The organism is Streptomyces sp. NPDC017056 (genome assembly GCF_044332485.1).
GTDB lineage: Bacteria > Actinomycetota > Actinomycetes > Streptomycetales > Streptomycetaceae > Streptomyces.
Genome location: NZ_JBIRPD010000016.1, coordinates 1 through 23999, shown reverse-complemented (window position 1 = coordinate 23999; position 23999 = coordinate 1). Strand labels below are relative to the sequence as shown.

Annotated in this window: 19 protein-coding genes; 12 read left to right on the top strand and 7 right to left on the bottom strand. The window is 71.2% G+C overall.

What is annotated here, in order from left to right:
* Nucleotides 1-106: 106 nt before the first annotated feature.
* Nucleotides 107-406, top strand: a complete 300-nt coding sequence (locus ACH4OW_RS27055) for a hypothetical protein (protein ID WP_360137749.1) — start codon at nt 107-109, stop codon at nt 404-406.
* A 53-nt stretch (nt 407-459) separates the two neighbouring features.
* Here ACH4OW_RS27055 and ACH4OW_RS27050 read toward each other — a convergent pair whose 3' ends face one another.
* The 4 genes from ACH4OW_RS27050 to ACH4OW_RS27035 form a co-directional block, all read right to left on the bottom strand.
* The gene (locus tag ACH4OW_RS27050) at nt 460-1797 is read right to left on the bottom strand and encodes an SUKH-4 family immunity protein (protein WP_398030410.1); all 1338 of its coding nucleotides are present in this window, start codon (nt 1795-1797) and stop codon (nt 460-462) included.
* A complete protein-coding gene (locus ACH4OW_RS27045; RefSeq protein ID WP_398030409.1) occupies nt 1794-3980 on the bottom strand; it encodes an ATP-binding protein in 2187 nt (728 codons plus the stop codon). Before ACH4OW_RS27045 ends, ACH4OW_RS27050 begins: the two co-directional genes overlap by 4 nt.
* A gap of 139 nt (nt 3981-4119) precedes the next feature.
* Nucleotides 4120-5130: a hypothetical protein gene (locus ACH4OW_RS27040; protein WP_398030408.1), complete on the bottom strand. Its 1011-nt coding sequence runs from the start codon at nt 5128-5130 to the stop codon at nt 4120-4122.
* A gap of 300 nt (nt 5131-5430) precedes the next feature.
* A complete protein-coding gene (locus tag ACH4OW_RS27035) occupies nt 5431-5850 on the bottom strand; it encodes a hypothetical protein (RefSeq protein WP_360137761.1) in 420 nt (139 codons plus the stop codon).
* 273 nt (nt 5851-6123) lie between these two features.
* Here ACH4OW_RS27035 and ACH4OW_RS27030 point away from each other — a divergent pair, with 273 nt between their 5' ends.
* Together ACH4OW_RS27030 and ACH4OW_RS27025 are read left to right on the top strand one after the other, a co-directional pair.
* Nucleotides 6124-6432: a WXG100 family type VII secretion target gene (locus ACH4OW_RS27030; RefSeq protein WP_398030407.1), complete on the top strand. Its 309-nt coding sequence runs from the start codon at nt 6124-6126 to the stop codon at nt 6430-6432.
* Complete coding sequence (locus ACH4OW_RS27025) at nt 6429-7187, top strand: WXG100 family type VII secretion target (protein ID WP_398030406.1); 759 nt, start codon at nt 6429-6431, stop codon at nt 7185-7187. Before ACH4OW_RS27030 ends, ACH4OW_RS27025 begins: the two co-directional genes overlap by 4 nt.
* 113 nt (nt 7188-7300) lie before the next feature.
* Here the strand turns inward: ACH4OW_RS27025 and eccCa are convergent, their stop codons facing one another.
* Nucleotides 7301-11257, bottom strand: coding sequence for a type VII secretion protein EccCa (gene eccCa / locus ACH4OW_RS27020; protein WP_398030405.1), 3957 nt, complete (start codon nt 11255-11257; stop codon nt 7301-7303).
* Between the two features lie 282 nt (nt 11258-11539).
* Between eccCa and eccD the strand changes: the two genes are divergently transcribed.
* The 6 genes from eccD (at nt 11540) to ACH4OW_RS26990 (ending at nt 18680) form a co-directional block, all read left to right on the top strand.
* The gene (eccD, locus tag ACH4OW_RS27015; RefSeq protein WP_360137772.1) at nt 11540-13009 is read left to right on the top strand and encodes a type VII secretion integral membrane protein EccD; all 1470 of its coding nucleotides are present in this window, start codon (nt 11540-11542) and stop codon (nt 13007-13009) included.
* Nucleotides 13010-13211: 202 nt separating this feature from the next.
* Nucleotides 13212-13499 carry a 30S ribosomal protein S15 gene (rpsO, locus tag ACH4OW_RS27010; RefSeq protein WP_003982664.1) on the top strand — a complete coding sequence of 96 codons (288 nt, stop codon included), beginning with the start codon at nt 13212-13214 and terminating at the stop codon, nt 13497-13499.
* Between the two features lie 302 nt (nt 13500-13801).
* Nucleotides 13802-16015, top strand: a complete 2214-nt coding sequence (locus ACH4OW_RS27005) for a polyribonucleotide nucleotidyltransferase (RefSeq protein WP_360137804.1) — start codon at nt 13802-13804, stop codon at nt 16013-16015.
* Complete coding sequence (locus ACH4OW_RS27000) at nt 16012-17391, top strand: pitrilysin family protein (RefSeq protein WP_360137777.1); 1380 nt, start codon at nt 16012-16014, stop codon at nt 17389-17391. The genes ACH4OW_RS27005 and ACH4OW_RS27000 overlap by 4 nt, the downstream gene beginning before the upstream one ends.
* Nucleotides 17392-17459: 68 nt before the next feature.
* On the top strand, nt 17460-18212 hold the full coding sequence (dapB, locus tag ACH4OW_RS26995) for a 4-hydroxy-tetrahydrodipicolinate reductase (RefSeq protein WP_398030404.1): 753 nt from the start codon (nt 17460-17462) through the stop codon (nt 18210-18212).
* Nucleotides 18213-18227: 15 nt separating this feature from the next.
* Nucleotides 18228-18680, top strand: coding sequence for a tetratricopeptide repeat protein (locus ACH4OW_RS26990; protein WP_360137783.1), 453 nt, complete (start codon nt 18228-18230; stop codon nt 18678-18680).
* Between the two features lie 60 nt (nt 18681-18740).
* Here the strand turns inward: ACH4OW_RS26990 and ACH4OW_RS26985 are convergent, their stop codons facing one another.
* Both ACH4OW_RS26985 and ACH4OW_RS26980 read right to left on the bottom strand, forming a co-directional pair.
* Entirely contained in the window at nt 18741-19295 is a 555-nt protein-coding gene (locus ACH4OW_RS26985; protein WP_398030403.1) for a hypothetical protein, read from the bottom strand.
* Nucleotides 19296-19425: 130 nt separating this feature from the next.
* Nucleotides 19426-19665: a hypothetical protein gene (locus ACH4OW_RS26980; RefSeq protein ID WP_360137789.1), complete on the bottom strand. Its 240-nt coding sequence runs from the start codon at nt 19663-19665 to the stop codon at nt 19426-19428.
* Between the two features lie 233 nt (nt 19666-19898).
* On the opposite strand from ACH4OW_RS26980, the gene thyX reads away from it, so the two are divergent.
* From thyX to ACH4OW_RS26965, 3 genes are all read left to right on the top strand, one after another.
* Nucleotides 19899-20657, top strand: a complete 759-nt coding sequence (gene thyX, locus ACH4OW_RS26975; RefSeq protein WP_360137792.1) for an FAD-dependent thymidylate synthase — start codon at nt 19899-19901, stop codon at nt 20655-20657.
* Between the two features lie 237 nt (nt 20658-20894).
* A complete protein-coding gene (gene dapA / locus ACH4OW_RS26970; RefSeq protein WP_360137795.1) occupies nt 20895-21794 on the top strand; it encodes a 4-hydroxy-tetrahydrodipicolinate synthase in 900 nt (299 codons plus the stop codon).
* A 113-nt stretch (nt 21795-21907) separates the two neighbouring features.
* Nucleotides 21908-23593 carry a ribonuclease J gene (locus ACH4OW_RS26965; RefSeq protein ID WP_360137798.1) on the top strand — a complete coding sequence of 562 codons (1686 nt, stop codon included), beginning with the start codon at nt 21908-21910 and terminating at the stop codon, nt 23591-23593.
* The last annotated feature ends 406 nt before the right edge of the window (nt 23594-23999 follow it).

The window sequence follows — 23999 nt, the reverse complement described above, 5'->3', positions numbered from 1 at the left end:
GCACGTGGCGCTGCGCCAGCGATGCACGTGGCGAGGGAACGCGTCTTCACGTAGCGGGAAGCGCAGCCGTACGGAGCCGAACAGCAGTCCCGTACCATTCCCGCTCATGGACGCACCCGCCGATGAACAGCCCCTGCCCGGAACCCGCGTCGGTCTGACGCCCCGTCAGGCGCGGCGGGTGCGCATCGTACTGGCCTCCGTGCTGATGGCCGCGATGGCGGTGGTGCTCGTCGTCCGCCTCGCGAGCCGGACGTCGGTCCTGGTGGTGGGTGTGTACGGCGCCGCGCTGATCCTGTGCGGCATCGTCATCGAGCTGAGCCGGCACGGCCGTACGCGCCTGGGCACCTGGCTGCTGGGCTTCGGCCTCGCGGCGGCCCTGGCGGCCGACTGGCTGCTGCTGCCCTGAGCGGGCCGCCCGGGGCGTAGGAGTCTGTGCTCCGTCCCCGAGCGGCCGGCCGGTCAGAACAGTCCGTGCCACATCTGCTCGACGATCAGGGACCACCAGTTGCCGGCGTCGTCCAGGGACCACGCGTCGATCGCGACCAGCTGCTCCTGGAAGGCGGCGACCGCCGCCCCCGCCGCGCGCGGGTCCATGCCCCGCGTCTGCTGCCGGGTGGTCGTCAGCAGGGCCAGCGACCGCAGGAACCCCGCGAGGGAGGCATTGACGAACCGGCCGCCGCCCGTGGACGTCTGGACCGCCCAGACCGCGCCGATCAGCGACTGGCCGTCCTCCGGCGCCGTGCACTGGACGGTGATCGCGTAGCCGCCGTCCGTACCGATACGGACGTGGCCCGCCAGGTTGGCCAGCGTGCCCTCGGACGCCTGCGTGCCGATCGCCCGCAGATGGGTGGCCGCGTCGGTGAACAGGCCCCCGGCCGGCGGCCGGCCCGCCTCGTCCGCGGTGAAGAAGTACGGCACCTGTACGGGAAGCCCGGCCCAGGTCAGTGTCTTCTTGGCGGCCTCGGGCAGCTGGGTGCGCGCGATGTCGTCGGCGTCCGGCCTGACCACGCCCTGCGGGCCGAAGACCTCGGCGAGGTGCTTGCCGAGCGCCACGTCCCGCAGGGGCTCGGCGCGCGGCACGCTGTCGGCCGGCGGAACCGGCAGCCGGTGCGGCCGGGGCGGCGGCTGCTGGCCGGCGAGCTGGTGCATCATCTCGACGTGCCGCAGCAGCCCGGCGACGCCCTGGGCGCGCTCCTCGGGCGCCATGCCGTAGCCCTCGGTGCAGGAGAACTGCGCGTTGGGGAAGGCGCGGAAGACGAAGTCGCCGGTGTAGCCGCCGGGCAGCAGGGCCGGGCGCAGGTCGGTGTGGACCGCGCCGACGTCCTCGCCGCGCACGCCGATGCGCCGCAGCTCCTCGGCCAGCTGGTACTCGGCGGGCGGCAGGCCGGGGGCCGACACCCGGACGAGGTTGGTCTCCTCGCCGTTGGCCGGGTCGTTGTACGTCGCCACGGCGGTGTTGCCGGGGCCGGTGGCCGGCGGTTCGGCGGAGGCGGCCGCGGGAGCCCCGCCGCCCGCGCCGTGCTTCTGCCGGTACATCCGTACGACCTCGTCGACCGGCACGGACGGCCAGACCGTCAGCTCGCCGCTGGCGCGGTCGACGACGCCGCAGGCGCTGCCCACCTCCGCCGGCGGCCGCCGCTGACCGGTCGCCGGATCGACCTCCGGCGGCGGCGGGACGGCCCACACCACCCAGCCGAGGTCGAACTCCTGCATGCCGACCTGGCGCGGCCGGCCCTGCTGCCCCTCGGGGTTGAGCCAGCGGTCGGCGGTGGCGTGGGCCTGCGCCTGGGTGATCACGAGCGGTCTCCTTCGCGGCCGTGCGGGCCGGCGGGGGGTTCGGCAGGTTGTGCGGGTGCGGGTGCGGGTGCGGGTGCGGGGTCGGGGTCGGCGGGAGGGGACGGGGCGGGGACGGTTCCGGCGGGGGGCTCCGGAGCCGCGGCCGCGTCGCCGGCCGGTGCCGGTACCGGTGGCGGCAGCGGGATGTGGAGTGCCTTGACGCCGCGTGCCGTGGCCACTATGAGGACGCCCTCGGGTGAGAGGTCGGCCCCCACGAAGGGAGTGTCGCTGACCAGCGCGGCCACTACTTCCCGGCGCTGCCGGTCCCACACCCGGAGGTAGTCCGCGCCCCGGCTCAGCGCGAGCGGTGCCGCCACCCGCGCCTCCTCCGAGGGGCGCGACACCTGCGCCGGGTCGGCGTCCACGTACTCCGGCCCCAGGAGTTGGTGGACGAGCACGGCGGAGGCGCCGGTTCCGGCGTCCTCGCCGGTGACCGTACGGGCGCCGGGGGTGCCTTCGGGGACGAGGAAAACGGCGACCGGCAGCGCGGTGGCGGAAGCCGGGGCGCCCGCCGTGTCCCCGCCGCCCGTAACCTGCGGCAGGCTGCCGGCCGTGACGCCGGTGACACCGGGCAGCGGCACGCTCCACAGTGTGCGCCACGGCAGGCCGAGGCCGAGCGCGTGCAGCGCGTCCGCGTACGGGCCGAGGCCGTCCTCGACGAAGGCCGTCTCCAGGAGCGCCGCACGGACGGCGGCGGGCGCCTCGGACCGGGTGAGCAGCGGAGCCGTCCGCAGGTACGTGCGGGCGGGCGCGCCCAGCGCTTCGTACGGGACGGCCTCGACGGCCGCGCGCAGCGTCACCGGGTCGGCGTGCACGAACAGCCCCGGATCGGTGAGCAGTTGGGGCAGCAGACCGGCGTCGAGGGTGTGCGCGGCGAGGTGGTCGCGGACGTAGGGGTCGGCCCGGGACCAGTCCTGCTGGGGCACGGCCTCCAGCAGGGCCATGGCGATGCGCGTCTGCGCGTCGCGCGGGTCGGCCAGCCCGGCCCGTACGGCGTCCGCGATGCCGGGGTGCGCGAGCCGCAGCAGCGTACGGACGGCGGAGGCGCCGCCGTCGGCGTGCGGCTCCGCCGCGCCTTCCGCCGGCAGCTCGACGGGCTCGACGAACGGCCCCGCGAGCAGCATTCCGGCCGCGATGTCCTGGCTCATGTCGCGCCCGGCGACGGCGTTGGCCAGCGGGCCCCACAGGCCGACGGGCAGCCCGTCGCCCTCGGCGAGCGCCAGCGGTGCCAGCATCAGGCGCAGCGTCTGCGGGTCGGCGCCCAGCCGCCGGGCGTGCAGGTCCAGGGCCTCGCCGACGCTGCCCGGCAGCTGCGAAGGGTCGGCCGGGTCGAAGCCCTCGGGCTGCATGAGGACGCACTGCACGGCGAGTTGCGCGGTCAGCCGGCTGCCGGCGGCGCGCTCCGCGACGGTCTCGGCGAGCGCCCGGCGCGCGACGGGATCTTCCGTGTACGGCAGCGCCGGGGCCCCGAACCGCGGGTCGAGCATCGTTTCCGCTTGGAGGGCCAGCCCCTCGGGGTCGGCCCAGCGCGCGTCGTCGAGGTCGATGACCTGGCCCTGGCCGGCCGGCAGCGACTCGACCAGCTCGGCGGCGAGCGCGCGCGGCACGTCGGCGAGCAGCTGCACCTTGTCGGCCGCCGCGAGCGGCTTCAGTACGTCCCGTACGAGGCGGGCGGGCTCGCCGGCGGCGCGCACGGGGCCGGCCCGGTCGACGTCCGGGACGACGATCGTCACCGGGTCCGCCGCGGCGGCGAGCCGGGGAACGATGTCCGCGGTGCGGGTGGCGTCCAGGCCGAAGTGATCGGCGACGGCCCACAGGAACTGGTCGGCGGTGAGCCCCTTGGGGTCGGGGACGGCGGGTGCGGGCAGGTCGGGCGGCACGGTCGTCGGGTCCAGGTCGTCCAGCGGCAGCCGCTTGCGGTACTCGGGCTCGCACAGCATGAGGAAGCCGGTCACCAGGCGCGAACGCCCGCTTCCCGGGCTCCCGGTGAGCACGACGACGCGGGGCGCGCCGGGCCACTGCATCCGCCACGCGGCGAGCGCCCGCAGCACGGTGGTGCGGCCGCCGATGTGCGGATGCGGCGCGTAACCCTCCGTGCTGCCGCGCTCCTCGTCCGAGGCGGTCATGAATTCCTCGTCCCCCATGAATCCTTCGCCCTCCACCGTCGTGGATCGCCGCGTGTCGTGCGTACTGCCCGGCTTGTCCGTCGCCCGGTCCGCTGTCTCCCGGCCGATCCTACGATCCGCCTCTGACACCCGGCCCTACCGCCGCCCGGCGGCGGGTTCAGCCCGTGGGCGGCGGGCCGAAGCCGCCCTGGGGCGGCGGGTAACCGCCGGGCGCCGGATGCCCGCCGGGCGCCTGGTATCCGCCCGGCGCCGGGTGGCCCGCGTACCCCGGCGGGGGCGGCGCTGCCTGGTATCCGCCGGGCACCGGAGCGCCGGGGCCCGGCATTCCGAAGGCGCCGAAGCCGGGCGCGCCGACAGGCCCCGGCGTTCCCGGCATCCCTGGCAGGACCGGCTCGCCGCGCCGCCCCATCAGGGCGAGTATCACGACCGACCCGACCAGTTCCACCACCGTCTGCGCCCTGCCCAGCAGCGCGGCGCCCGGGGCGATGTCACCCAGTTCGAAGAGCGTTCCGGTACGCAGGTACGCGCACATGTTCAGCAAGGCGACCGGCAGCAGCATCAACGCCAGCCCGAGCGTGAAGCCGCGCGCGGAGACCCGCCGGGTGGCGGCCAGCAGCGCGCCGACGGCGTACAGCGGCAGGTAGGTCAGCCAGGCCCAGCCGGTCCCGAGGCCGAGCAGCCCGACGAGCAGGCCGCGGCCGAGGAGCAGGGCTTCGAGCGGGGCCCCGTACGTGCCGCCGAGGGACTGCGTCAGTGTGTAGCCGATCCAGCACAGGCAGCCGAGCGTGAACACGCCCAGCGCGACGGCGGACACCGCACCGGCCGGGCCCGCGGGGCGCAGCGGGGGCGTACCGGGTGCCGCGTTCAGCGGCGGCCAGGAGCGCATGCCCGCCAGTAGTACGACGGCGGTGACGAAGGCCAGCAGCACCACCACGCCCGAGGAGAGGAAGACGTTCATGAGGGTCGTGTCGTCGCCGTCGCCCATGCCGAGGAACCAGCGATCGGTCGAGGTGTGGCTGCCGGTGCTGACGATGGCCTGTAGACGGGCGGAGAACGTCAGCGCCGTCGCCACCGCGAGCATTCCGCCGGCCGTCCGCTGCCCGGCGAAAGCGGTCCAGACGGCGGCGCCTTGCAGCACCACGAGACCCGCGTCGTACGGAGTCGTCACCGGATAGACGGCGGCGGGCGAAGCACCGGAACCGGGAGCCCGGCCGGCGGTCCAGAAATCCCACAAAGCGGCGGGACCGGCTGCCACAAGATCATGGCCCAGCCACACGAGGGTGTGCAGGAAGAAAAGCAGGCACAACGTCCCCGCCGTGATCCTCGCACCCTTACCGAGCACCCGAATATGTGGCATTTTGCTCCGCTCTCTCCCCCGTGCGCTTCACCGGCACGCGAGCGTGCACATTAGCAATGCCGATCAAGAGAGCGGACAAGCAGGAGAACGTGCTGCCGAATTGGGGGCGGTTCAGTCCCGGTGGCTCCGGCCGCCGCGCCGCGGCCCCGTCACGATGGCGCCCGAAGGGCCGTCGCGCTCGGCGCGCTCCCGGTCCTCCTGCTCCTCCTGCTCCTTCTGCCACTTCGCGAACTGCTCGCGGGACGCCTCCCGCTCGGCCTGCGTCTGGTTCTCCGCGGCCCGCCGCATTTCGTTCATACGGTCGCCGATCGCCCCCATGTAGTCCTCGGACTGGATGGCGTCCTTCATGCCGATCCGCCCGGAGAGCACCTCCTGGGCCATCTCCTGGAGCTTTCCGCCGACATTGGGATTGGTGGCCAGCGTCTGCAGGGCCTTGCGCAGCCGGTGGGCCTGCTCGTGGTCCTGGGCGACGTCCATCAGGTCCTCGTCCTGGATCTGCCGCTCATTGCCCATGCCGCTGTTGCCGCTCATGTCATCTCCCCCAGGGAACTCCGTGGCACAGCAACCGCGTGTGCTGCACCGGCGTCATGAGTCTAATGACGGATGTGAACGACTCGTCAAGGAGGGTTGTTGGCATTGCGGGATATTGGTCCCTTTTCATTCCTTCCGCGTTGCCGTCCGGCCGGTTCGGACGCGGCCGCCGGCCGCAATGCGGGTGTGCTAGACCTGGGGCCTTGTCCGGCGGGCCGCCGCGCCATTCGAGCGGCGTCATTCGAGCCGCGCCAATCAATTCGGGGAGAAAAGATGTCAGACGAGGTCCGGATCAGTACCGAGGAGCTGCACAAGCTCGGTACCGAGTTCGAGATATCCGCGGACGACCTGGGCCGTCAGCTGACCTCGTTCAGACGGCGCAGCGACGCCGAGGCGCTGTGCGACGGTTTCGGTTCGCGCGCGGCGGCGGGCCCGTACCTGGAGCTGTACGAGCAGGCCGAGCGCGCCCTCGGACAGCTGCGGGAGCGGCTGGTGGAGGTCGCCGGCGGCCTCAAGGAGACCGCCGTGTCGACGGACGCGGCGGAGGACGAACTCGTCAAGACGATCCGGGGTGCCCGGTGACCGAACAGCGCAATCCCCGGGCCCTGCACGAAGCGGCGGCCGGCTGGCGGGACATGGGCAAGCACCTGGACGGCCTCGTACGGGACCTGGACCGGCAGGTGGGCAAGGCCGCGGCCGCCAACTGGCAGGGCCCGGCGGGCGAGGCGTTCGCCGCGGACTGGCACCGGCTCAAGCGGTCCGTCGACGAGACGCTGCCGGTCTTCGAACTGGCCGCCGCCGACCTGGAGAACGCGGCCGCCTCCCAGGACAAGGGGGCGCACGGCGGCGGGGGAGAGGGCGCGGAATCCGCCGCGCACGACTCCGGCGCGGCGGGCTCCCGCGACGACGGCTCGCAGTCGTCGGGTTCGCAGACCGCGTACGGCTTCATGGCGCTGGGGCAGCTCGCCACATCGCTCGGCGGTGCCTTCCGCGGCAAGGGCGGCAAGGGCGGCCAGGGCCAGCGGCCTCCGCTGACCGCGCGGTGGGCGGCCTCCGGCGCGCCTCAGGGCCCCGACCCCTTCGGGCCGCCGCAGGCCGGTGACCCGAAGAGCGCGCGGGGCGGCGCGGGGGTGGCCAAGGGCCGGCGCACGGGAGCGCCGGCGGCCGAGGCGGTCGCCGCCGAGGCGACGCCGAAGGCGCAGGCCCAGCCGACGGCGAAACCGGCCGCCCCCGCGGGCCAGGACGAGCCGGGAGCGACGCCCGAGACCCCGGATGCCCAGCGGCCCGGCACCAAGGGCCCGTCCCCCGACGTGGGCCGCCACGGCGCCTTCGGCTGAGGCCGCGCGCACGGCCGACGGCCCGCTCGCAACGACGGTGGGGCGCCCCTCCCGAAGGAGGAGCGCCCCACCGTCTTCTTGTCACCGGCGGCCCGCAGCCGCTGCACAGGGCCTCAGCCGCTGTGCGCGGGCAGCCATCCGGTCTGCACCAGCTGTGCCCCGCGCTTGCGCGTGATGAAGTGCGCACGCCCCGGCGTCAGGCTGGTCGCCTTGATGTTGCCCATCAGCGGGCCCTCGCCCGGGTCACCCGAAAGGATCAGACCCTGGGCACCGAGCTCCTTCGTACGCTGCATCACGGGCTCGAACGAGGACCGCCCCGCACCCGAGGAGCTGCGCGCCAGGATCAGGCGCAGGCCCAGGTCACGGGCGAACGGCAGGTACTCCAGCAGCGGCTGCAGCGGGTTGCCGCTGCTGGTCGCCACCAGGTCGTAGTCGTCCACGATCACGAACGCGTCCGGCAGGTCGTACCAGCTGCGGTTGCGCAGCTGCTCCGGCGTGACGTCGGGCCCCGGCATCCGGCGGCCCAGGGAACCGGCCAGCCCGGTGATGACCTCCTGGAGCTGCGGCCCCGCGGCACAGTACTTGTACATGTGGCTCTCGGGGATCTCGCCGAGCAGCGCGCGCCGGTAGTCGGAGACCACCATGAGCGCCTTGTCCGACGGGTAGCGCTCCGAGATCTGCTTGGCGATCAGACGCAGCAGCGCGGACTTGCCGGACTCGCTCTCGCCGTAGATGACCAGCAGCGGGTCGGTCTCGAAGTCGATGAACGCCGGCGACAGCGTCGTCTCGTCGACACCGATCGCGATGCCGTGCTCCGGGTAGTCGCCGCCCTTGGGCAGGTCGCTCGCCGGCAGCAGCGTCGGCAGCATCCGCACCTTCGGCGCGGGCGCGCCCTGCCAGTGCTCCTTGACGGTGGCCACCAGGTGCGCCATGCCGTCGCTGAGGCTCTCCGCCTCCTGGACGCCGTCGATACGGGGCAGTGCCGCCAGGTAGTCCAGCTTCTCGGGGGACAGGCCGCGGCCGGGGCGGCCCATCGGCACGTTCTCCGCGCGCTTGCGGTCGAACTCCGACTCCATCGGGTCGCCGAGCCGCAGCTCGACGCGGTTCAGCAGCTGGTCGCGCAGCGCAGGCCGCACCTCGGTGTAGCGGGAGGCGCCGAGGACCAGGTGGATGCCGAAGCCCAGGCCGCGGCTGGCGATGTCCAGGATGACCGGGTCGAGCTGCTCGTAGTCGGTCTTGAACGTGCCCCAGCCGTCGATGACGAGGAAGACGTCACCCCACTTCTGGTCCGGGTAGGAACCGGCGGCGCGCCGCTGGCGGTACGTCCCCATGGAGTCGATGCCGTTCGAGCGGAAGAACTCCTCGCGCTCGTTGAGGATGCCGACGACCTCGGCGACCGTACGGCGGACCTTCTCCGCGTCCAGCCGGGAGGCGACGCCGCCGACGTGCGGCAGCTCCTCCATGGCCAGCATGCCGCCGCCACCGAAGTCGAGGCAGTAGAACTGCACCTCGGCCGGGGTGTGGGTGAGCGCGAAGCCCGCCATGGCGGAGCGGATCAGCGTCGACTTGCCGGACTGCGGGCCACCGACGACCAGGCCGTGACCGGCGCCGGCGGAGAAGTCCAGGTACATGACGTCGCGCCGCTGCTCGAACGGCTTGTCCACGAGCGCGACCGGCACGACCAGCTTGCCGAGCGCCGTGTACTCCGGGGCGTGCACGCCCCGCTCGGGCGTGACCGCGAGCGCCGGGAGCAGCTGGTTGACCGTGGGCGACTCGTCCAGCGGCGGCAGCCACACCTGGTGCGCCGGCGGCCCCTGGCCCTGCATCCGCTGGACGATCACGTCCAGGACGGTGTCGGCCAGCGCGTCGTCCTGCTGCTGCGTGAGCGACGGCTCCTCGGCGATGATCTCCTCGACGATCGGCGCCAGCACCGGCGACGCCGTGAACGGCACCGGCATCCGGGTCGTACGCCCGCCACCGCCGCCACCGCCGGCGCCGGGCCCGCGGTAGGGGCCGGACACGTACGCGGCCTTGAACTGCACCATCGTCTCGGTGTCGTACTTCAGGATGCCGGAGCCCGGCACGTTGGGCAGGTGGTAGGCGTCCGGCACGCCGATCGCCGTACGGGACTCGGCGGCGGAGAACGTCCGCAGACCCAGCCGGTACGACAGGAACGTGTCCAGGCCGCGCAGCTTGCCCTCTTCCAGGCGCTGCGAGGCGAGCAGCATGTGCACACCCATCGAACGGCCGATGCGGCCGATCTGGATGAACATGTCGATGAAGTCCGGCTTGGCGGTCAGCAGCTCGGAGAACTCGTCCAGCACCATCACCAGCGAGGGCAGCGGGTCCAGCGGGGCGCCGGCCGCGCGGGCCTTCTCGTAGTCGGTGATGTTGGCGTAGTTGCCCGCCGAGCGCAGCAGTTCCTGGCGGCGCTGCAGCTCACCGGTGATCGAGTCGCGCATGCGGTCGATCAGGCTGACGTCGTCGGCCAGGTTGGTGATGACCGCCGCCACGTGCGGCATCTCGGACATACCGGTGAACGTGGCGCCACCCTTGAAGTCCGCGAGGATGAAGTTCAGCGTCTCCGAGGAGTGGGTGACCGCGAGGGCGAGCACCAGGGTGCGCAGCACCTCGGACTTGCCGGAACCGGTCGCGCCGACGCACAGGCCGTGCGGGCCCATGCCCTCCTGCGAGGCTTCCTTGATGTCGAGCATGACGGGCTGGCCGTCCTTGTCGACACCGATCGGCACGCGCAGCCGCTCGTGCAGGGTGCGCGGACGCCAGGTGCGGGAGACCTCCACCGAACCGGCGTCGCCGATGTTCATCAGGTCCGTGAAGTCCAGGTTGGACAGCAGCGGCTCCTCGCCGTCGGCGCCCGAACCGGCCCGCAGCGGCGCGAGCTGGCGCGCCAGCGCCTCCGCCTCGGCGACCGACAGGGTGTCCACGGTGCCGTTGTAGACCGCGCCGCTCGCCGACTCCAGCACCAGCTTGCCCGGCCACACCTGGACGGCCAGGCCGCCCCGGATCTCGTCCAGGTCGCCCGGCACGACCTCCAGGATCGTTACGCCTTGGAGGCCCTCGGCCCCGGCGATCACCGAGTCCATCGGCACCTCGCCGGCGTCCAGCACGATCACCACGTGCGGGGTGTCGGTGACCGGCGTGCCCTGCGGGTTGAAGCGGCCGCGGCCCTCCAGCTCGTCGGCGAGCAGTTCCTCGATCTCGCCCAGGTCACCGACGACCAGACGCCGGGTGCCGGCGCCGTCGGTGGTCTTGTCCTGCACGTGGGGCAGCCACTTGGTCCACTCCCACTCGGCCTGCGCGCCCGGCGCGGCCACCACGGCGACGACCAGGTCCTCCGGCGAGTGCAGGGTGCACAGCTGCGCGACGATGGCGCGCGCCGAGCCGTACACCGTGTCCGGGTCGCCGGAAATCGTCAGGTGGTAGAAGGCGCGCAGCGACACCGCGAGCGGCAGCTCTTCCAGATGCCCGTGCTTGTCGAGGAATTCCTTCATCGCGTGCGCGGTGAGCGGTTCCAGCTCGTCGACCGGCGCGGTCTCCGGGGCTTTCAGGGGAGTTGCCAGCTGCTGCGGGCCCAGCCCCATGCGTACCTGTGCGAAGTCGGCATCGGAGGCACGGCGTTCCCACACCCGTTTGCCCTCGGCCACGATCGACCACAATTGGCCCGGGTCCGGGTGGAGAAAAAGCTGTGCGTCGCGCTGTTTGCGCGCGGTGCGCCGTACTTCCTTTCGCTTCTGCGCCAGGTATTTGAGGTAATCCTGGCGCTCCTGGAGCATTTGCCCGGAAGGCCCTTGGCGGGCCTTGACGATCTGGACAATAGCCATCGCGAGGGTGGAAACCACCATCACGCCGCCCATGATCTTCATGAACGGCTGGGTGCCCATGAACAAGAAACCTGCCGAACCCGCCATGCCCATCATCGGCATGAGGTTCATCAGCATGTTGTCTTCGCCCTCGCGGGGCAGCTCCGGCGGAGCTTCGAGCGTCAACTCCTCACTGGGGATATCCGGTGGAAGCGCGCGGGGCGGGCGCTTGACGATGACAACGCTCACCGAGGCATCAGTCCTTCATGCATCTCGCAGTCTCGGACCGCCCCCGTTGGTTCGACGGTCCCCCGGACCAAGTCCATGGCCCGACGCAGGCGTTGATCCTACTGTTAACGGTCAAGTGCCGGGGTGGGTGGGGCGGCGCCCTAATTGGGGGGTACGCTGACGCCTCGCGAGCGCGCCCACGGCCCCGTAACGACGTCCCTATATATAAGGCACGGTGGCGGCGGCCCCTATATATAAGGCACGCACGCGACAAACTGCCCAACGGATAGGGGGAACCGCCAGGTGAGCACGACTACAGGCACCGGCTTCTGCCGGGTCACAGTCGCCGCACCGGACGCACGGATCGACGTGGCACTGCCCGAGGATGTCGCACTCGTCGATATTTATCCGGAGATCCTGCGGCTCTCCGGCCAGTCCCAGGCGGAGGGCGCCCCCACCGGTTACCACCTGGTGCGCCGCGACGGCACGGTCCTGGACGCGGGGCAGTCCCTCGCGCAGCAGCGCATCCTCGACGGCGACCTGCTCCTGCTCCGGCCGTTCGCCGAGTCGCTGCCGCTGCCGGTCTTCGACGACGTCTCGGACGCCGTCGCCTCCGCGGTCAAGCGCAACCGCAACCGCTGGAGCGACGACCTGATGAACATCGTCGGCCTCACCGCCGGCGTGCTGCTGCTCGTCATGATGGCGTTCGCCCTGTGGTTCTCGAACCCGGTCGACCGCGACATGCACCGGCTGCCCGGCATCATCGCCGGCGTCACCGGCATCGTCCTGGTCGCGCTGTCCGGCGTACGGGCCCGGGTCTACGACGACCACGCCTCGTCCATCGCGCTGGGCCTGGCCTCGCTGCCGCACCTGCTGCTCGCCGGCTCCGGAATCATGCCGGTGGCCGACGGCGAGGGCCCGGGGCGCCTGCAGTTCCTGGTCGGCTGCGTGACCGTGCTGATCGCCTCGGTCCTGCTCACGATGCTGCTGCCGCGCGGCGACGCGCCCTTCGTGGCCGCCGCCTTCCTGGCCACCATCGGCACCCTCGCGGTCTTCGCGTCCATCCTCACCGAGGCCGAGCCGCGCGAGGTCGCCGCGGTCACCGCCATCGTCGCCATCGCCGTCGTCGCCTGGCTGCCCGGCCTGTCCTCGCGCTTCGCCCGGCTGCCCATCGGCTACAAGTCGCCCGACCAGATCGCGAAGGGCCCGCACCATGACGGCGACCAGAGCGTCATGGAGTCGGTCGACTTCGTCAAGATCGGCAACCAGGCCAAGCGCGGCCACGAACTGCTGCTCGGCCTGGTCGCGGGCTGCTCCGCGCTGGTCGTCGGCTCCGCCGGCGTCGTCCTCGGCTTCTCAGACAACAGCTGGGCGCAGCTGCTGGCGCTGGCCGCGGGCATCACGATCATGCTGCGGGCCCGGCTCTTCGACTACACCGCGCAGGTCGCCTGCATGACCATCGCCGGCATCCTGACCATCGTGCTGCTCATCCTGGGCATCGCGCTGCACCCGCCGGTGGACGTCCTCGCCGACCTCGTGCGCTTCGGCGACTCCGGCCCGCTCAACATCCGTACGGTCTGGTTCTCCAGCAGCATCGCGGCCGGCGCCGCCGTCCTGGTCGGTGTGGGCCTGATCGTCCCGCGCAAGGGGGTCACCCCCTTCTGGGGCCGCCTCTTCGACATCTTCGACGGCGTCGTCCTGCTGTCGCTGGTGCCCCTGTGCCTGGCGGTCCTGGACGTGTACGGCACCGTACGCGGCCTGACCAGCTCCTAGACAGAGCCCGCAAGGACTCCTCAGGACGGGTGACCCCCGAGCGGCACCGGGTCACCCGTCCGTACGGCCCTCCGACCGCCCGGTCGGGGGGCCGTTTGCAGCTGGTACTCTGGGTGACGGCCTTTGTCGAGTCATCCAAGATCCCCTGTGAAGTCAATCCAGGGGCGCTCGCGGGCCCGATGGATATCAAGAGGAGTACCGCGTGTCGCTCGACGCCGCTACGAAGAAGCAGATCATGGCCGAGTTCGCCACCAAGGAGGGTGACACCGGCTCCCCCGAGGTCCAGGTCGCGATGCTCTCCCGCCGCATCTCGGACCTGACCGAGCACCTCAAGGTCCACAAGCACGACCACCACTCCCGCCGTGGTCTGCTGCTCCTGGTCGGCCAGCGCCGCCGCCTGCTGCAGTACCTGGCGAAGAAGGACATCACGCGCTTCCGCGCGCTGGTCGAGCGCCTGGGCATCCGCCGCGGTGCGGCGGGCGCCAAGTAACACGTCGTGAAGGGAGCGGTTCCCACATCCGGGGGCCGCTCCCTTTGCCGTACGCACCGGACGTTCGGTCCACTGCCTGGTGGACCGGAGCTTTGTAGTCTGGTCCCATAACGCCATAGCGAACGAGGTGGAGCGCCTTTCAGCCGCCGGTCCTCGGTAGTGGCCCCCGGATGGCGCGCGGAACGCACCGCGCGACCCCGTATCCGGGTGCTTCGATCGAAGACCGGCCCGCAACCCCGGCGCTCCGCCGACGAAGGTCCACCGCCACACGGGCGGTGGACGCAGACGAGGAGATATCCCTGGTGGAGAACGAGACCCACTACGCCGAGGCCGTCATCGACAACGGCTCCTTCGGCACCCGCACCATCCGCTTCGAGACGGGCCGCCTGGCCAAGCAGGCCGCCGGCTCCGCCGTCGCGTACCTGGACGACGACACCATGGTGCTGTCGGCCACCAGCGCGTCCAAGACGCCCAAGGACCAGCTCGACTTCTTCCCCCTGACGGTGGACGTCGAAGAGCGCATGTACGCGGCCGGCAAGATCCCCGGCTCCTTCTTCCGCCGTGAGGGCCGGCCCTCCGAGGACGCGATCCTCACCTGCCGCCTGATCGACCGGCCGCTGCGCCCCTCCTTCAAGAAGGGCCTGCGCAACGAGATCCAGATCGTCGAGACGATCATGGCTCTCAACCCCGACCACCTCTACGACGTGGTCGCCATCAACGCCGCCTCCTGCTCCACGCAGCTGGCCGGCCTGCCCTTCTCCGGCCCGATCGGCGGCACCCGCGTCGCACTGATCAACGGCCAGTGGGTCGCCTTCCCGACCCACACCGAGCTGGAGAACGCGGTCTTCGACATGGTCGTGGCCGGCCGTGTCCTCCCGGACGGCGACGTCGCGATCATGATGGTCGAGGCCGAGGCCACCGAGAAGACCATCCAGCTGGTCAAGGACGGCGCCGAGGCCCCCACCGAGGAGGTCGTCGCCGCCGGTCTGGAGGCCGCCAAGCCCTTCATCAAGGTGCTGTGCAAGGCCCAGTCGGACCTGGCCGCCAAGGCCGCGAAGCCGGTCGGCGACTTCCCGGTCTTCCTCGACTTCCAGGACGACGTCCTGGAGGCGCTGACCGCCGCCGTCAAGGGCGAGCTGGCGCAGGCGCTGACCATCGCGGGCAAGCAGGACCGCGAGGCCGAGCTGGACCGCGTCAAGGCCGTGGCCGCCGAGAAGCTGCTCCCGCAGTTCGAGGGCCGCGAGAAGGAGATCTCCGCCGCCTACCGCGCGCTGACCAAGTCCCTCGTGCGCGAGCGCGTCATCAAGGACAAGGTCCGCATCGACGGCCGTGGCGTCACGGACATCCGTACGCTCGCCGCCGAGGTCGAGGCGATCCCGCGCGTGCACGGCTCGGCGCTGTTCGAGCGTGGCGAGACCCAGATCCTGGGCGTCACCACCCTGAACATGCTCCGCATGGAGCAGCAGCTGGACACCCTTTCCCCGGTGACCCGCAAGCGCTACATGCACAACTACAACTTCCCGCCGTACTCCGTCGGTGAGACCGGCCGCGTGGGCTCGCCCAAGCGCCGCGAGATCGGCCACGGCGCGCTCGCCGAGCGCGCCATCGTGCCGGTGCTGCCGACGCGCGAGGAGTTCCCGTACGCCATCCGCCAGGTCTCCGAGGCGCTGGGCTCCAACGGCTCGACCTCGATGGGCTCGGTCTGCGCCTCGACGATGTCGCTGCTGAACGCCGGTGTGCCGCTCAAGGCCCCGGTCGCCGGCATCGCCATGGGCCTGATCTCCCAGGAGATCGACGGCAAGACGCACTACGTCGCCCTCACCGACATCCTCGGTGCGGAGGACGCGTTCGGCGACATGGACTTCAAGGTCGCCGGTACGAAGCAGTTCGTCACCGCCCTGCAGCTGGACACCAAGCTGGACGGCATCCCGGCGTCCGTGCTGGCCGCGGCCCTCAAGCAGGCCCGCGACGCCCGTCTGCACATCCTGGACGTGATGAACGAGGCGATCGACGTTCCGGACGAGATGTCCCCGAACGCGCCGCGCATCATCACCGTCAAGATCCCGGTGGACAAGATCGGTGAGGTCATCGGCCCCAAGGGCAAGATGATCAACCAGATCCAGGAGGACACCGGCGCCGACATCACGATCGAGGACGACGGCACCATCTACATCGGTGCCGCCGACGGCCCGGCCGCCGAGGCCGCCCGCGCCACGATCAACGGCATCGCCAACCCGACCATGCCGGAGGTCGGCGAGCGCTACCTGGGCACGGTCGTCAAGACCACGACCTTCGGTGCGTTCGTCTCCCTGCTCCCGGGCAAGGACGGTCTGCTGCACATCTCGCAGATCCGCAAGCTGGCCGGCGGCAAGCGCGTCGAGAACGTCGAGGACGTGCTCGCCGTGGGCGCCAAGGTCCAGGTGGAGATCGCCGAGATCGACCAGCGCGGCAAGCTGTCGCTGGCCCCGGTCATCGAGGGCGAAGACGACGAGGCGAAGGACGACGCCGCCAAGTGACGTCCCGTAGCTCACGGACGACGGCCCGCACCTCTTCGGAGGGGCGGGCCGTCGCCCGTACCCAAACGCTTCTCAAGGGGACGGGCGGCGCCGGCACGGTCCGCAAGACGGTCCTGCCCGGCGGCCTGCGCGTCGTCACCGAGACCCTGCCCTCCGTCCGCTCCGTCACCTTCGGCATCTGGGCCAACGTCGGCTCCCGCGACGAGACGCCCTCGCTGAACGGCGCCACCCACTACCTGGAACACCTGCTCTTCAAGGGCACCAGGAAGCGCAGCGCCCTGGACATCTCCGCCGCCATCGAGGAGGTCGGCGGCGAGATGAACGCGTTCACGGCGAAGGAGTACACCTGCTACTACGCGCGGGTGCTCGACTCCGACCTGCCGCTCGCCATCGACGTGGTCTGCGACATGCTGACCGGCTCGCTCATCGAGCCCGCCGACGTCGACGCCGAGCGCGGCGTGATCCTCGAGGAGATCGCGATGACCGAGGACGACCCGGGCGACTGCGTGCACGACCTGTTCGCGCACACCATGCTCGGCGACACCCCCCTCGGCCGCCCGGTCCTCGGCTCCGTGGACACGGTCAACGCGCTCACCCCCGAGCGCATCCGCCGCTTCTACAAGAAGCACTACGACCCGACCCGCCTGGTCGTCGCCGCCGCCGGCAACGTCGACCACGCCAAGGTCGTCCGGATGGTCCGCGCCGCCTTCGACAAGGCCGGTGCCCTCGACCGTACGGACGCCACCCCGGTGGCCCCGCGCGACGGCTCCAAGGTGATCCGCACGGCGGGGCGCGTCGAACTGCTCAACCGCAAGGCCGAGCAGGCCCACGTGGTCCTCGGCGTGCCGGGCCTGGCCCGCACCGACGACCGCCGCTGGGCCATGGGCGTACTGAACACGGCCCTCGGCGGCGGCATGAGCTCGCGCCTCTTCCAGGAGGTGCGCGAGAAGCGCGGCCTGGCCTACAGCGTGTACTCGTACACCTCGGGCTACGCCGACTGCGGCCTGTTCGGCGTGTACGCGGGCTGTCGCCCGAACCAGGTCGACGACGTCCTGAAGATCTGCCGCGACCAGCTCGACCAGGTGGCGGCCGACGGCCTCACCGACGACGAGGTCCGGCGCGCGATCGGGCAGCTGCGCGGGTCGACGGTGCTCGGCCTGGAGGACACCGGCGCGCTGATGAACCGCATCGGCAAGAGCGAGCTGTGCTGGGGCGCCCAGATGTCGGTCGACGACATGCTGGCCCGGATAGCGGCGGTCACCCCGGACGAGGTCAGGGAGCTCGCCCGCGATGTACTGGGACAGCGTCCCTCGCTGTCCGTGATCGGCCCGCTGAAGGACCGGCAGGCGGACCGGCTGCACGACGCGGTCGCCTGACCTTCGTATCAGGCGTACCAGAGGTACCAGGAGTACCAGGGGTACTGGGAAAGAGAGAGCGGGAAACGATGAGCAAGCTGCGCGTGGCCGTACTCGGCGCCAAGGGGCGCATCGGCTCCGAGGCCGTACGGGCCGTCGAGGCCGCCGAGGACATGGAGCTGGTCGCCGCCCTCGGCCGGGGCGACAAGCTGGAGACGCTGACCGAGGCCGGCGCCCAGGTCGCGGTCGAGCTGACCCACCCGGACGCGGTCATGGACAACCTGGAGTTCTGCGTCCGCAACGGCATCCACGGCGTCGTCGGCACCACCGGCTGGACCGACGAGCGCCTCGCGCAGCTGCGCACCTGGCTGGACGCGTCGCCCCGCACGGGCGTGCTCATCGCCCCCAACTTCTCCATCGGCGCGGTGCTGACCATGCGGTTCGCGCAGCAGGCGGCCAGGTTCTTCGAATCGGCCGAGGTCATCGAGCTGCACCACCCGAACAAGGCGGACGCGCCCTCGGGCACCGCGGCCCGTACCGCCAAGCTGATCGCCGAGGCCCGCGCCGCGGCGGACTGCCCGCCGCAGCCGGACGCCACGAGCACCGCGCTGGACGGCGCACGCGGCGCGGACGTGGACGGCATCCCCGTCCACTCCGTGCGGCTGCGCGGCCTCCTGGCCCACCAGGAGGTGCTGCTCGGCGGGGTGGGGGAGACCCTCACCATCCGCCACGACTCGCTCCACCACAGCAGCTTCATGCCGGGCATCCTGCTCGGCGCGCGCCGCGTGGTGGCGGCTCCCGGCCTGACCATGGGCCTGGAGAACTTCCTCGACCTGGACTGACGGGCAGAACCGACCGTGCGTGCAAAGATCACTTACTGCGTCCTCGCGGCGATCCTGGTCGTCTACTTCGTCCTCGTCGGCAGCCGCGGCGTCCTGCTCATCGAGCAGGGCACCGCGCTGACCGTCGCGTTCGGCGTCGCCGTCCTGATCCTGCCGTTCATCGGACTGTGGTTCCTCTGGCACACCACCCAGTTCGCCCGCAAGGCCGGCAGCCTGGCGCGCGAGCTGGAGGCCGAGGGGGGACTGCCCGTCGACGAGCTCAAGCGCACCCCGGGCGGGCGCATCGACCGGGACTCGGCGGACGAGGTCTTCGACCGCCGGCGCGCCGAGACCGAGCAGTCGCCCGACGACTGGCGCGCCTGGTTCCGGCTGGCCGTGGCCTACCACGACGCCCGGGACACCCCGCGGGCCCGCAAGGCGATGCAGCGCGCCATCGCCCTGCACGACGGCAAGCCGGTACGGGCCTGAACCGTACGGGCTCGCCGCGGTTACGGGCGTACGGGCTTACGCGGTTACGGGCGTACGCGCTTACCGGTGGTGGTGCTCCGCCGCCCACGCCTCCAGGACGTCAGCGGCGCGCTCGAACGCCTCGGGGCGGGCCAGGAAGTCCCCGTTGCGGTCCGTGACGAGCGTCCGCAGCGAGCCGCCCCGCTTCCGGTCGACGACCAGCGCCTGTCCCTGGACCGTCCGGGGCAGGCCCAGCCAGCTCACCGGCCGCTGCACGGTGCGGACGGCGGCCACCTCGTTCCAGGGCAGCGTCGTCGTCCGCAGCAGCTCCACCTGGCGCAGGCCATGGGCGCTCACCCACACCCCTACGCGCAGGAAACGTGTCGAGAGCGCGATGACGACGACCGCGACGGCGACGCAGATCCCGGCGGCGGGCAGCGCGCCCGCGGCGGCGATGATCACCGCCGACAGCAAGACGAACGAGGCCAGCAGCAGAAACACGGCCGCCGTCCCCACGCGCCCGGGGCCCGGACGGTAAGGACGGCGCCAGCGGTCGGGCCCCGAATGGGGCAGGGGGGCCGCTTCGACGGCCTGGTCGTCGAGGTCGCGGTCGGCCGTCAGAAAGGCAAGGGGCACGGCTGATCCTCACTCAGGGGCACGCAGACGAGAGCTGTGACCGGTGAGGTTATCGGGACTTACGGGCCGGAACCACTTCCGTGCCCGGCGGCACGCGCACGTGCCGCCGGGCCGGGTGATGCACGGGCTCTCAGCGGCCGTGCGACGCCTCGGACTGGTGCGTGCCGACACCGGCGGTCTCCTGCTGGAGTGCCGGGACGCCGAGCATCAGGGCGCCGGCCAGGCCGCCCACGACCGTGAGGCCGAGCAGCGAGCGGGCCGCGAGCTGGGCACGGCTGACGCGTTCTCGGGGCGGGGGCGCGACGTTGCTGCGGAACCGGTCGGCCTCGGCGACGAAGGCGAACGGTACGGGCTCTCGCCGGCGGAACATGAGCGGGCTCTCCTTGGAACCTCGAAGTGGGCACTGTCACAGGGTTAGACGCGTGACGCGTCCGTTTGGTGCCCGTTTTCTGCAAGTTCTGTGAAAAATATCAACCGTGGCACGGGCGGGCCATGGAAGAGTCCGTTTTGTACGGTACGCGGTATCCCGCCGTATTTCCTGGACTGTCAGTGGCGGGCCGTAGGCTGGGCGCCCCACGTGGAACGAACGGAAGGATCCGCCCGGTGTCCCCTACCCCCGCCGAGAACGTCCAAAGCTCCGAAGGCACGGCTCCCAGCTTCCGCAGTGAGGTGACGGTCGAGCTGGTCAAGCACAGTGCCGCGGACAGCGACGTGCTGTGGGCGGCCCGCGTCTCCACCGCCGGCGAGCAGTCGCTGGAGGAGCTGCAGAAGGACCCGGAGCGCTCCAAGGGCCTGATCAACTACCTGATGCGCGACCGGCACGGCAGCCCCTTCGAGCACAACTCGATGACCTTCTTCATCAGCGCCCCGATCTTCGTCTTCCGCGAGTTCATGCGGCACCGCGTCGGCTGGTCCTACAACGAGGAGTCCGGCCGCTACCGCCAGCTGGAGCCGGTCTTCTACGTCCCCTCCGAGTCCCGCAAGCTGGTCCAGCAGGGCCGCCCCGGCAAGTACGAGTTCGTCCCCGGCACCCCCGAGCAGCACGAGCTGACCGGCAAGGTCATGGAGGACTCCTACCGGCAGGCGTACGAGGCGTACCAGGAGATGCTGGCCGCCGGCGTCGCCCGTGAGGTCGCGCGCGCGGTCCTCCCGGTCGGCCTCTTCTCCTCCATGTACGCGACGTGCAACGCCCGTTCGCTGATGCACTTCCTGGGCCTGCGCACGCAGCACGAGCTGGCGGCCGTGCCGTCCTTCCCGCAGCGCGAGATCGAGATGGTCGGCGAGCGGATGGAGGCCGAGTGGGCCAAGCTCATGCCGCTCACGTACGCGGCCTTCAACGCCAACGGCCGTATCGCCCCGTAAGGATCCGTCCCCCGGGGGCGACCCGCGGGACCGCTGTGCGGCCCGGCCGCCGCCCCCAGGGGCCGTACCAGACCGCACAGACGTGCCAAGTGTCCGTATTGCGGCATTTTGAGAAGTTCATCTACGCTGAGGAAACGGACCCGGCACTGCTTGAACCCCCGAGCAAGCAGTGCCGGAGTCCACATCCCGGCTCCCCAGGGGCGCGACCCGAGGTGCGCTACGAGTAGCGTGGGACCCATGGCTCCGACTTCCACACCGCAGACCCCCTTCGGGCGGGTGCTGACCGCCATGGTCACGCCGTTCACGGCGGATGGCGCTCTCGACCTCGACGGTGCGCAGCAGCTCGCCGCGCACCTGGTGGACTCCGGCAACGACGGCCTCGTCGTCAACGGCACCACCGGTGAGTCACCGACCACCAGCGATGCGGAGAAAGCCCAGCTCGTACGGGCCGTGGTGGACGCGGTCGGAGACCGGGCCTTCGTCGTCGCCGGAGCCGGCACCAACGACACCGACCACAGCCTGCAGCTGGCCCGCGCCGCGCGCGACGCCGGCGCCCACGGCCTGCTCGCCGTGACGCCGTACTACAGCAAGCCCCCGCAGGAAGGTCTCTTCCGGCATTTCACCGCCATCGCGGACGCCACCGACCTGCCGGTCATGCTCTACGACATCCCCGGCCGCAGCGGCGTCCCGATCAACACCGAGACCATGGTGCGGCTCGCCGAGCACCCGCGCATCGTCGCCAACAAGGACGCCAAGGGCGACCTCGGCCGCGCCAGCTGGGCCATCGCGCGCTCCAACCTCGCCTGGTACAGCGGCGACGACATGCTCAACCTCCCGCTGCTGTCCGTGGGCGCCGTCGGCTTCGTCTCCGTCGTCGGCCACGTCGTCACGCCGGAGCTGCGCGCCCTCCTCGACGCCCACCTGCACGGCGACGTCACCAAGGCAACCGAGATCCACCAGAAGCTGCTGCCCGTCTTCACCGGCATGTTCCGCACCCAGGGCGTCATCACGACCAAGGCCGCGCTCGGCCTCCAGGGCCTGCCCGCCGGGCCGCTGCGCCTGCCGCTGGTGGAACTGTCCGCCGAGGAGACCGAACAGCTCAAGCGCGATCTCGCCGCCGGCGGGGTACAGCTGTAACCACAGACTTCACAACTGAATACGGAAAACAACCGCCAAACCGCAAGTGCACGAATGTCATGCGCGCCACGTGTGCCTCAGGGCGACGTGGCGCGTGTGGTGAGGAGAGTCTTTTGAGTCATCCGCATCCTGAGCTCGGCGCGCCGCCGAAGCTCCCCAAGGGCGGCCTGCGCGTCACCCCGCTCGGCGGCCTGGGCGAGATCGGCCGCAACATGACCGTCTTCGAATACGGCGGCCGGCTGCTGATCGTCGACTGCGGAGTGCTTTTCCCGGAGGAGGAGCAGCCCGGAATCGACCTGATCCTGCCGGACTTCTCGTCCATCAGGGACCGCCTCGACGACATCGACGGCATCGTGCTCACGCACGGCCACGAGGACCACATCGGTGGCGTCCCCTACCTGCTGCGCGAGAAGCCGGACATCCCGCTGATCGGCTCCAAGCTGACCCTCGCCCTCATCGAGGCGAAGCTCCAGGAGCACCGCATCCGGCCGTACACCCTGGAGGTCAAGGAAGGCGACACGGAGGGCATCGGCCCCTTCGACTGCGAGTTCGTCGCCGTCAACCACTCCATCCCGGACGCCCTCGCGGTCGCCATCCGCACCCCCGCGGGCATGGTCGTGCACACCGGCGACTTCAAGATGGACCAGCTCCCGCTGGACCGCCGCCTGACCGACCTCCCGAAGTTCGCCAAGCTCGGCGAGGAGGGCATCGACCTCCTCCTGTCCGACTCCACGAACGCCGAGGTCCCGGGCTTCGTACCGCCCGAGCGCGACATCTCCAACGTGCTGCGCCAGGTCTTCGCGAGCGCCCAGAAGCGCATCATCGTCGCCAGCTTCGCCAGCCACGTGCACCGCATCCAGCAGATCCTGGACGCGGCACACGAGTACGGCCGCCGGGTCGCCTTCGTCGGCCGCTCGATGGTCCGCAACATGGGCATCGCCCGCGAGCTGGGCTACCTGAAGGTCCCGGCCGGGCTGGTCGTCGACGTCAAGACCCTCGACGACCTGCCGGACGACGAGGTCGTGCTGGTCTGCACGGGCTCCCAGGGCGAGCCGATGGCGGCCCTGTCCCGGATGGCCAACCGCGACCACCAGATCCGCATCGTCCCCGGCGACACGGTGATCCTGGCGTCGTCGCTCATCCCCGGCAACGAGAACGCGGTCTACCGCGTCATCAACGGCCTGACCCGGTGGGGCGCCAACGTCGTCCACAAGGGCAACGCCAAGGTGCACGTCTCGGGCCACGCCTCGGCCGGCGAGCTGCTGTACTTCTACAACATCTGCAAGCCGAAGAACCTGATGCCGGTGCACGGCGAATGGCGCCATCTGCGTGCCAACGCCGAACTCGGCGCGCTGACCGGCGTCCCCAAGGACCGGATCGTCATCGCCGAGGACGGCGTGGTCGTCGACATGGTGAAGGGCGTCGCCAAGATCGTCGGCAAGGTCCAGGCGGGCTACGTGTACGTCGACGGCCTGTCGGTCGGCGACGTCACCGAGTCCTCCCTCAAGGACCGCCGCATCCTCGGCGACGAGGGCATCATCTCGGTGTTCCTGGTGGTGGACTCCAGCTCCGGCAAGATCGTCGGCGGTCCGCACATTCAGGCCCGCGGCTCCGGCATCGACGACTCGGACTTCGCCGCCGTCATCCCGAAGATCGACGAGGCGCTCTCCAAGGCCGCCCAGGACGGCGTCGCGGAGCCCCACCAGCTCCAGCAGCTCGTCCGCCGCGCGGTCGGCAAGTGGGTGTCCGACAACTTCCGCCGGCGCCCGATGATCCTTCCGGTGGTCGTCGAGGTCTGACCCCTCAGGGGTACGCCTGCACAGGTACGCGGAGCGGGGCAACCGGATTTGCATCCGGGCGCCCCGCTCCAGTACGTTTACGGTTCCGCCTGAGGGGAACCCCGGTACGTCATGGACGTCCGGAGGCCGCCCCGACGGAGCGGAATTCCGGCCCAGAGCAATCTGATAAAGTCGGAAAGGCCGAAAAGCGAAAGCCGGACGGCCGCCCCACTCCAACAGGGGCCGGAAACGGAAAGCGGAAACGCCGAACGGATCTGGTAAGGTTGGAACCGCGAAGAAGCCGAAAGGCCGAAACGCACCGGCGAAAATCGGGACCGCGAGGATCTGATAGAGTCGGAAACGCAAGACCGAAGGGAAGCGCCCGGAGAGCCTGGTGAAACAGGCACAAAGGAAGCGTCCGTTCCTT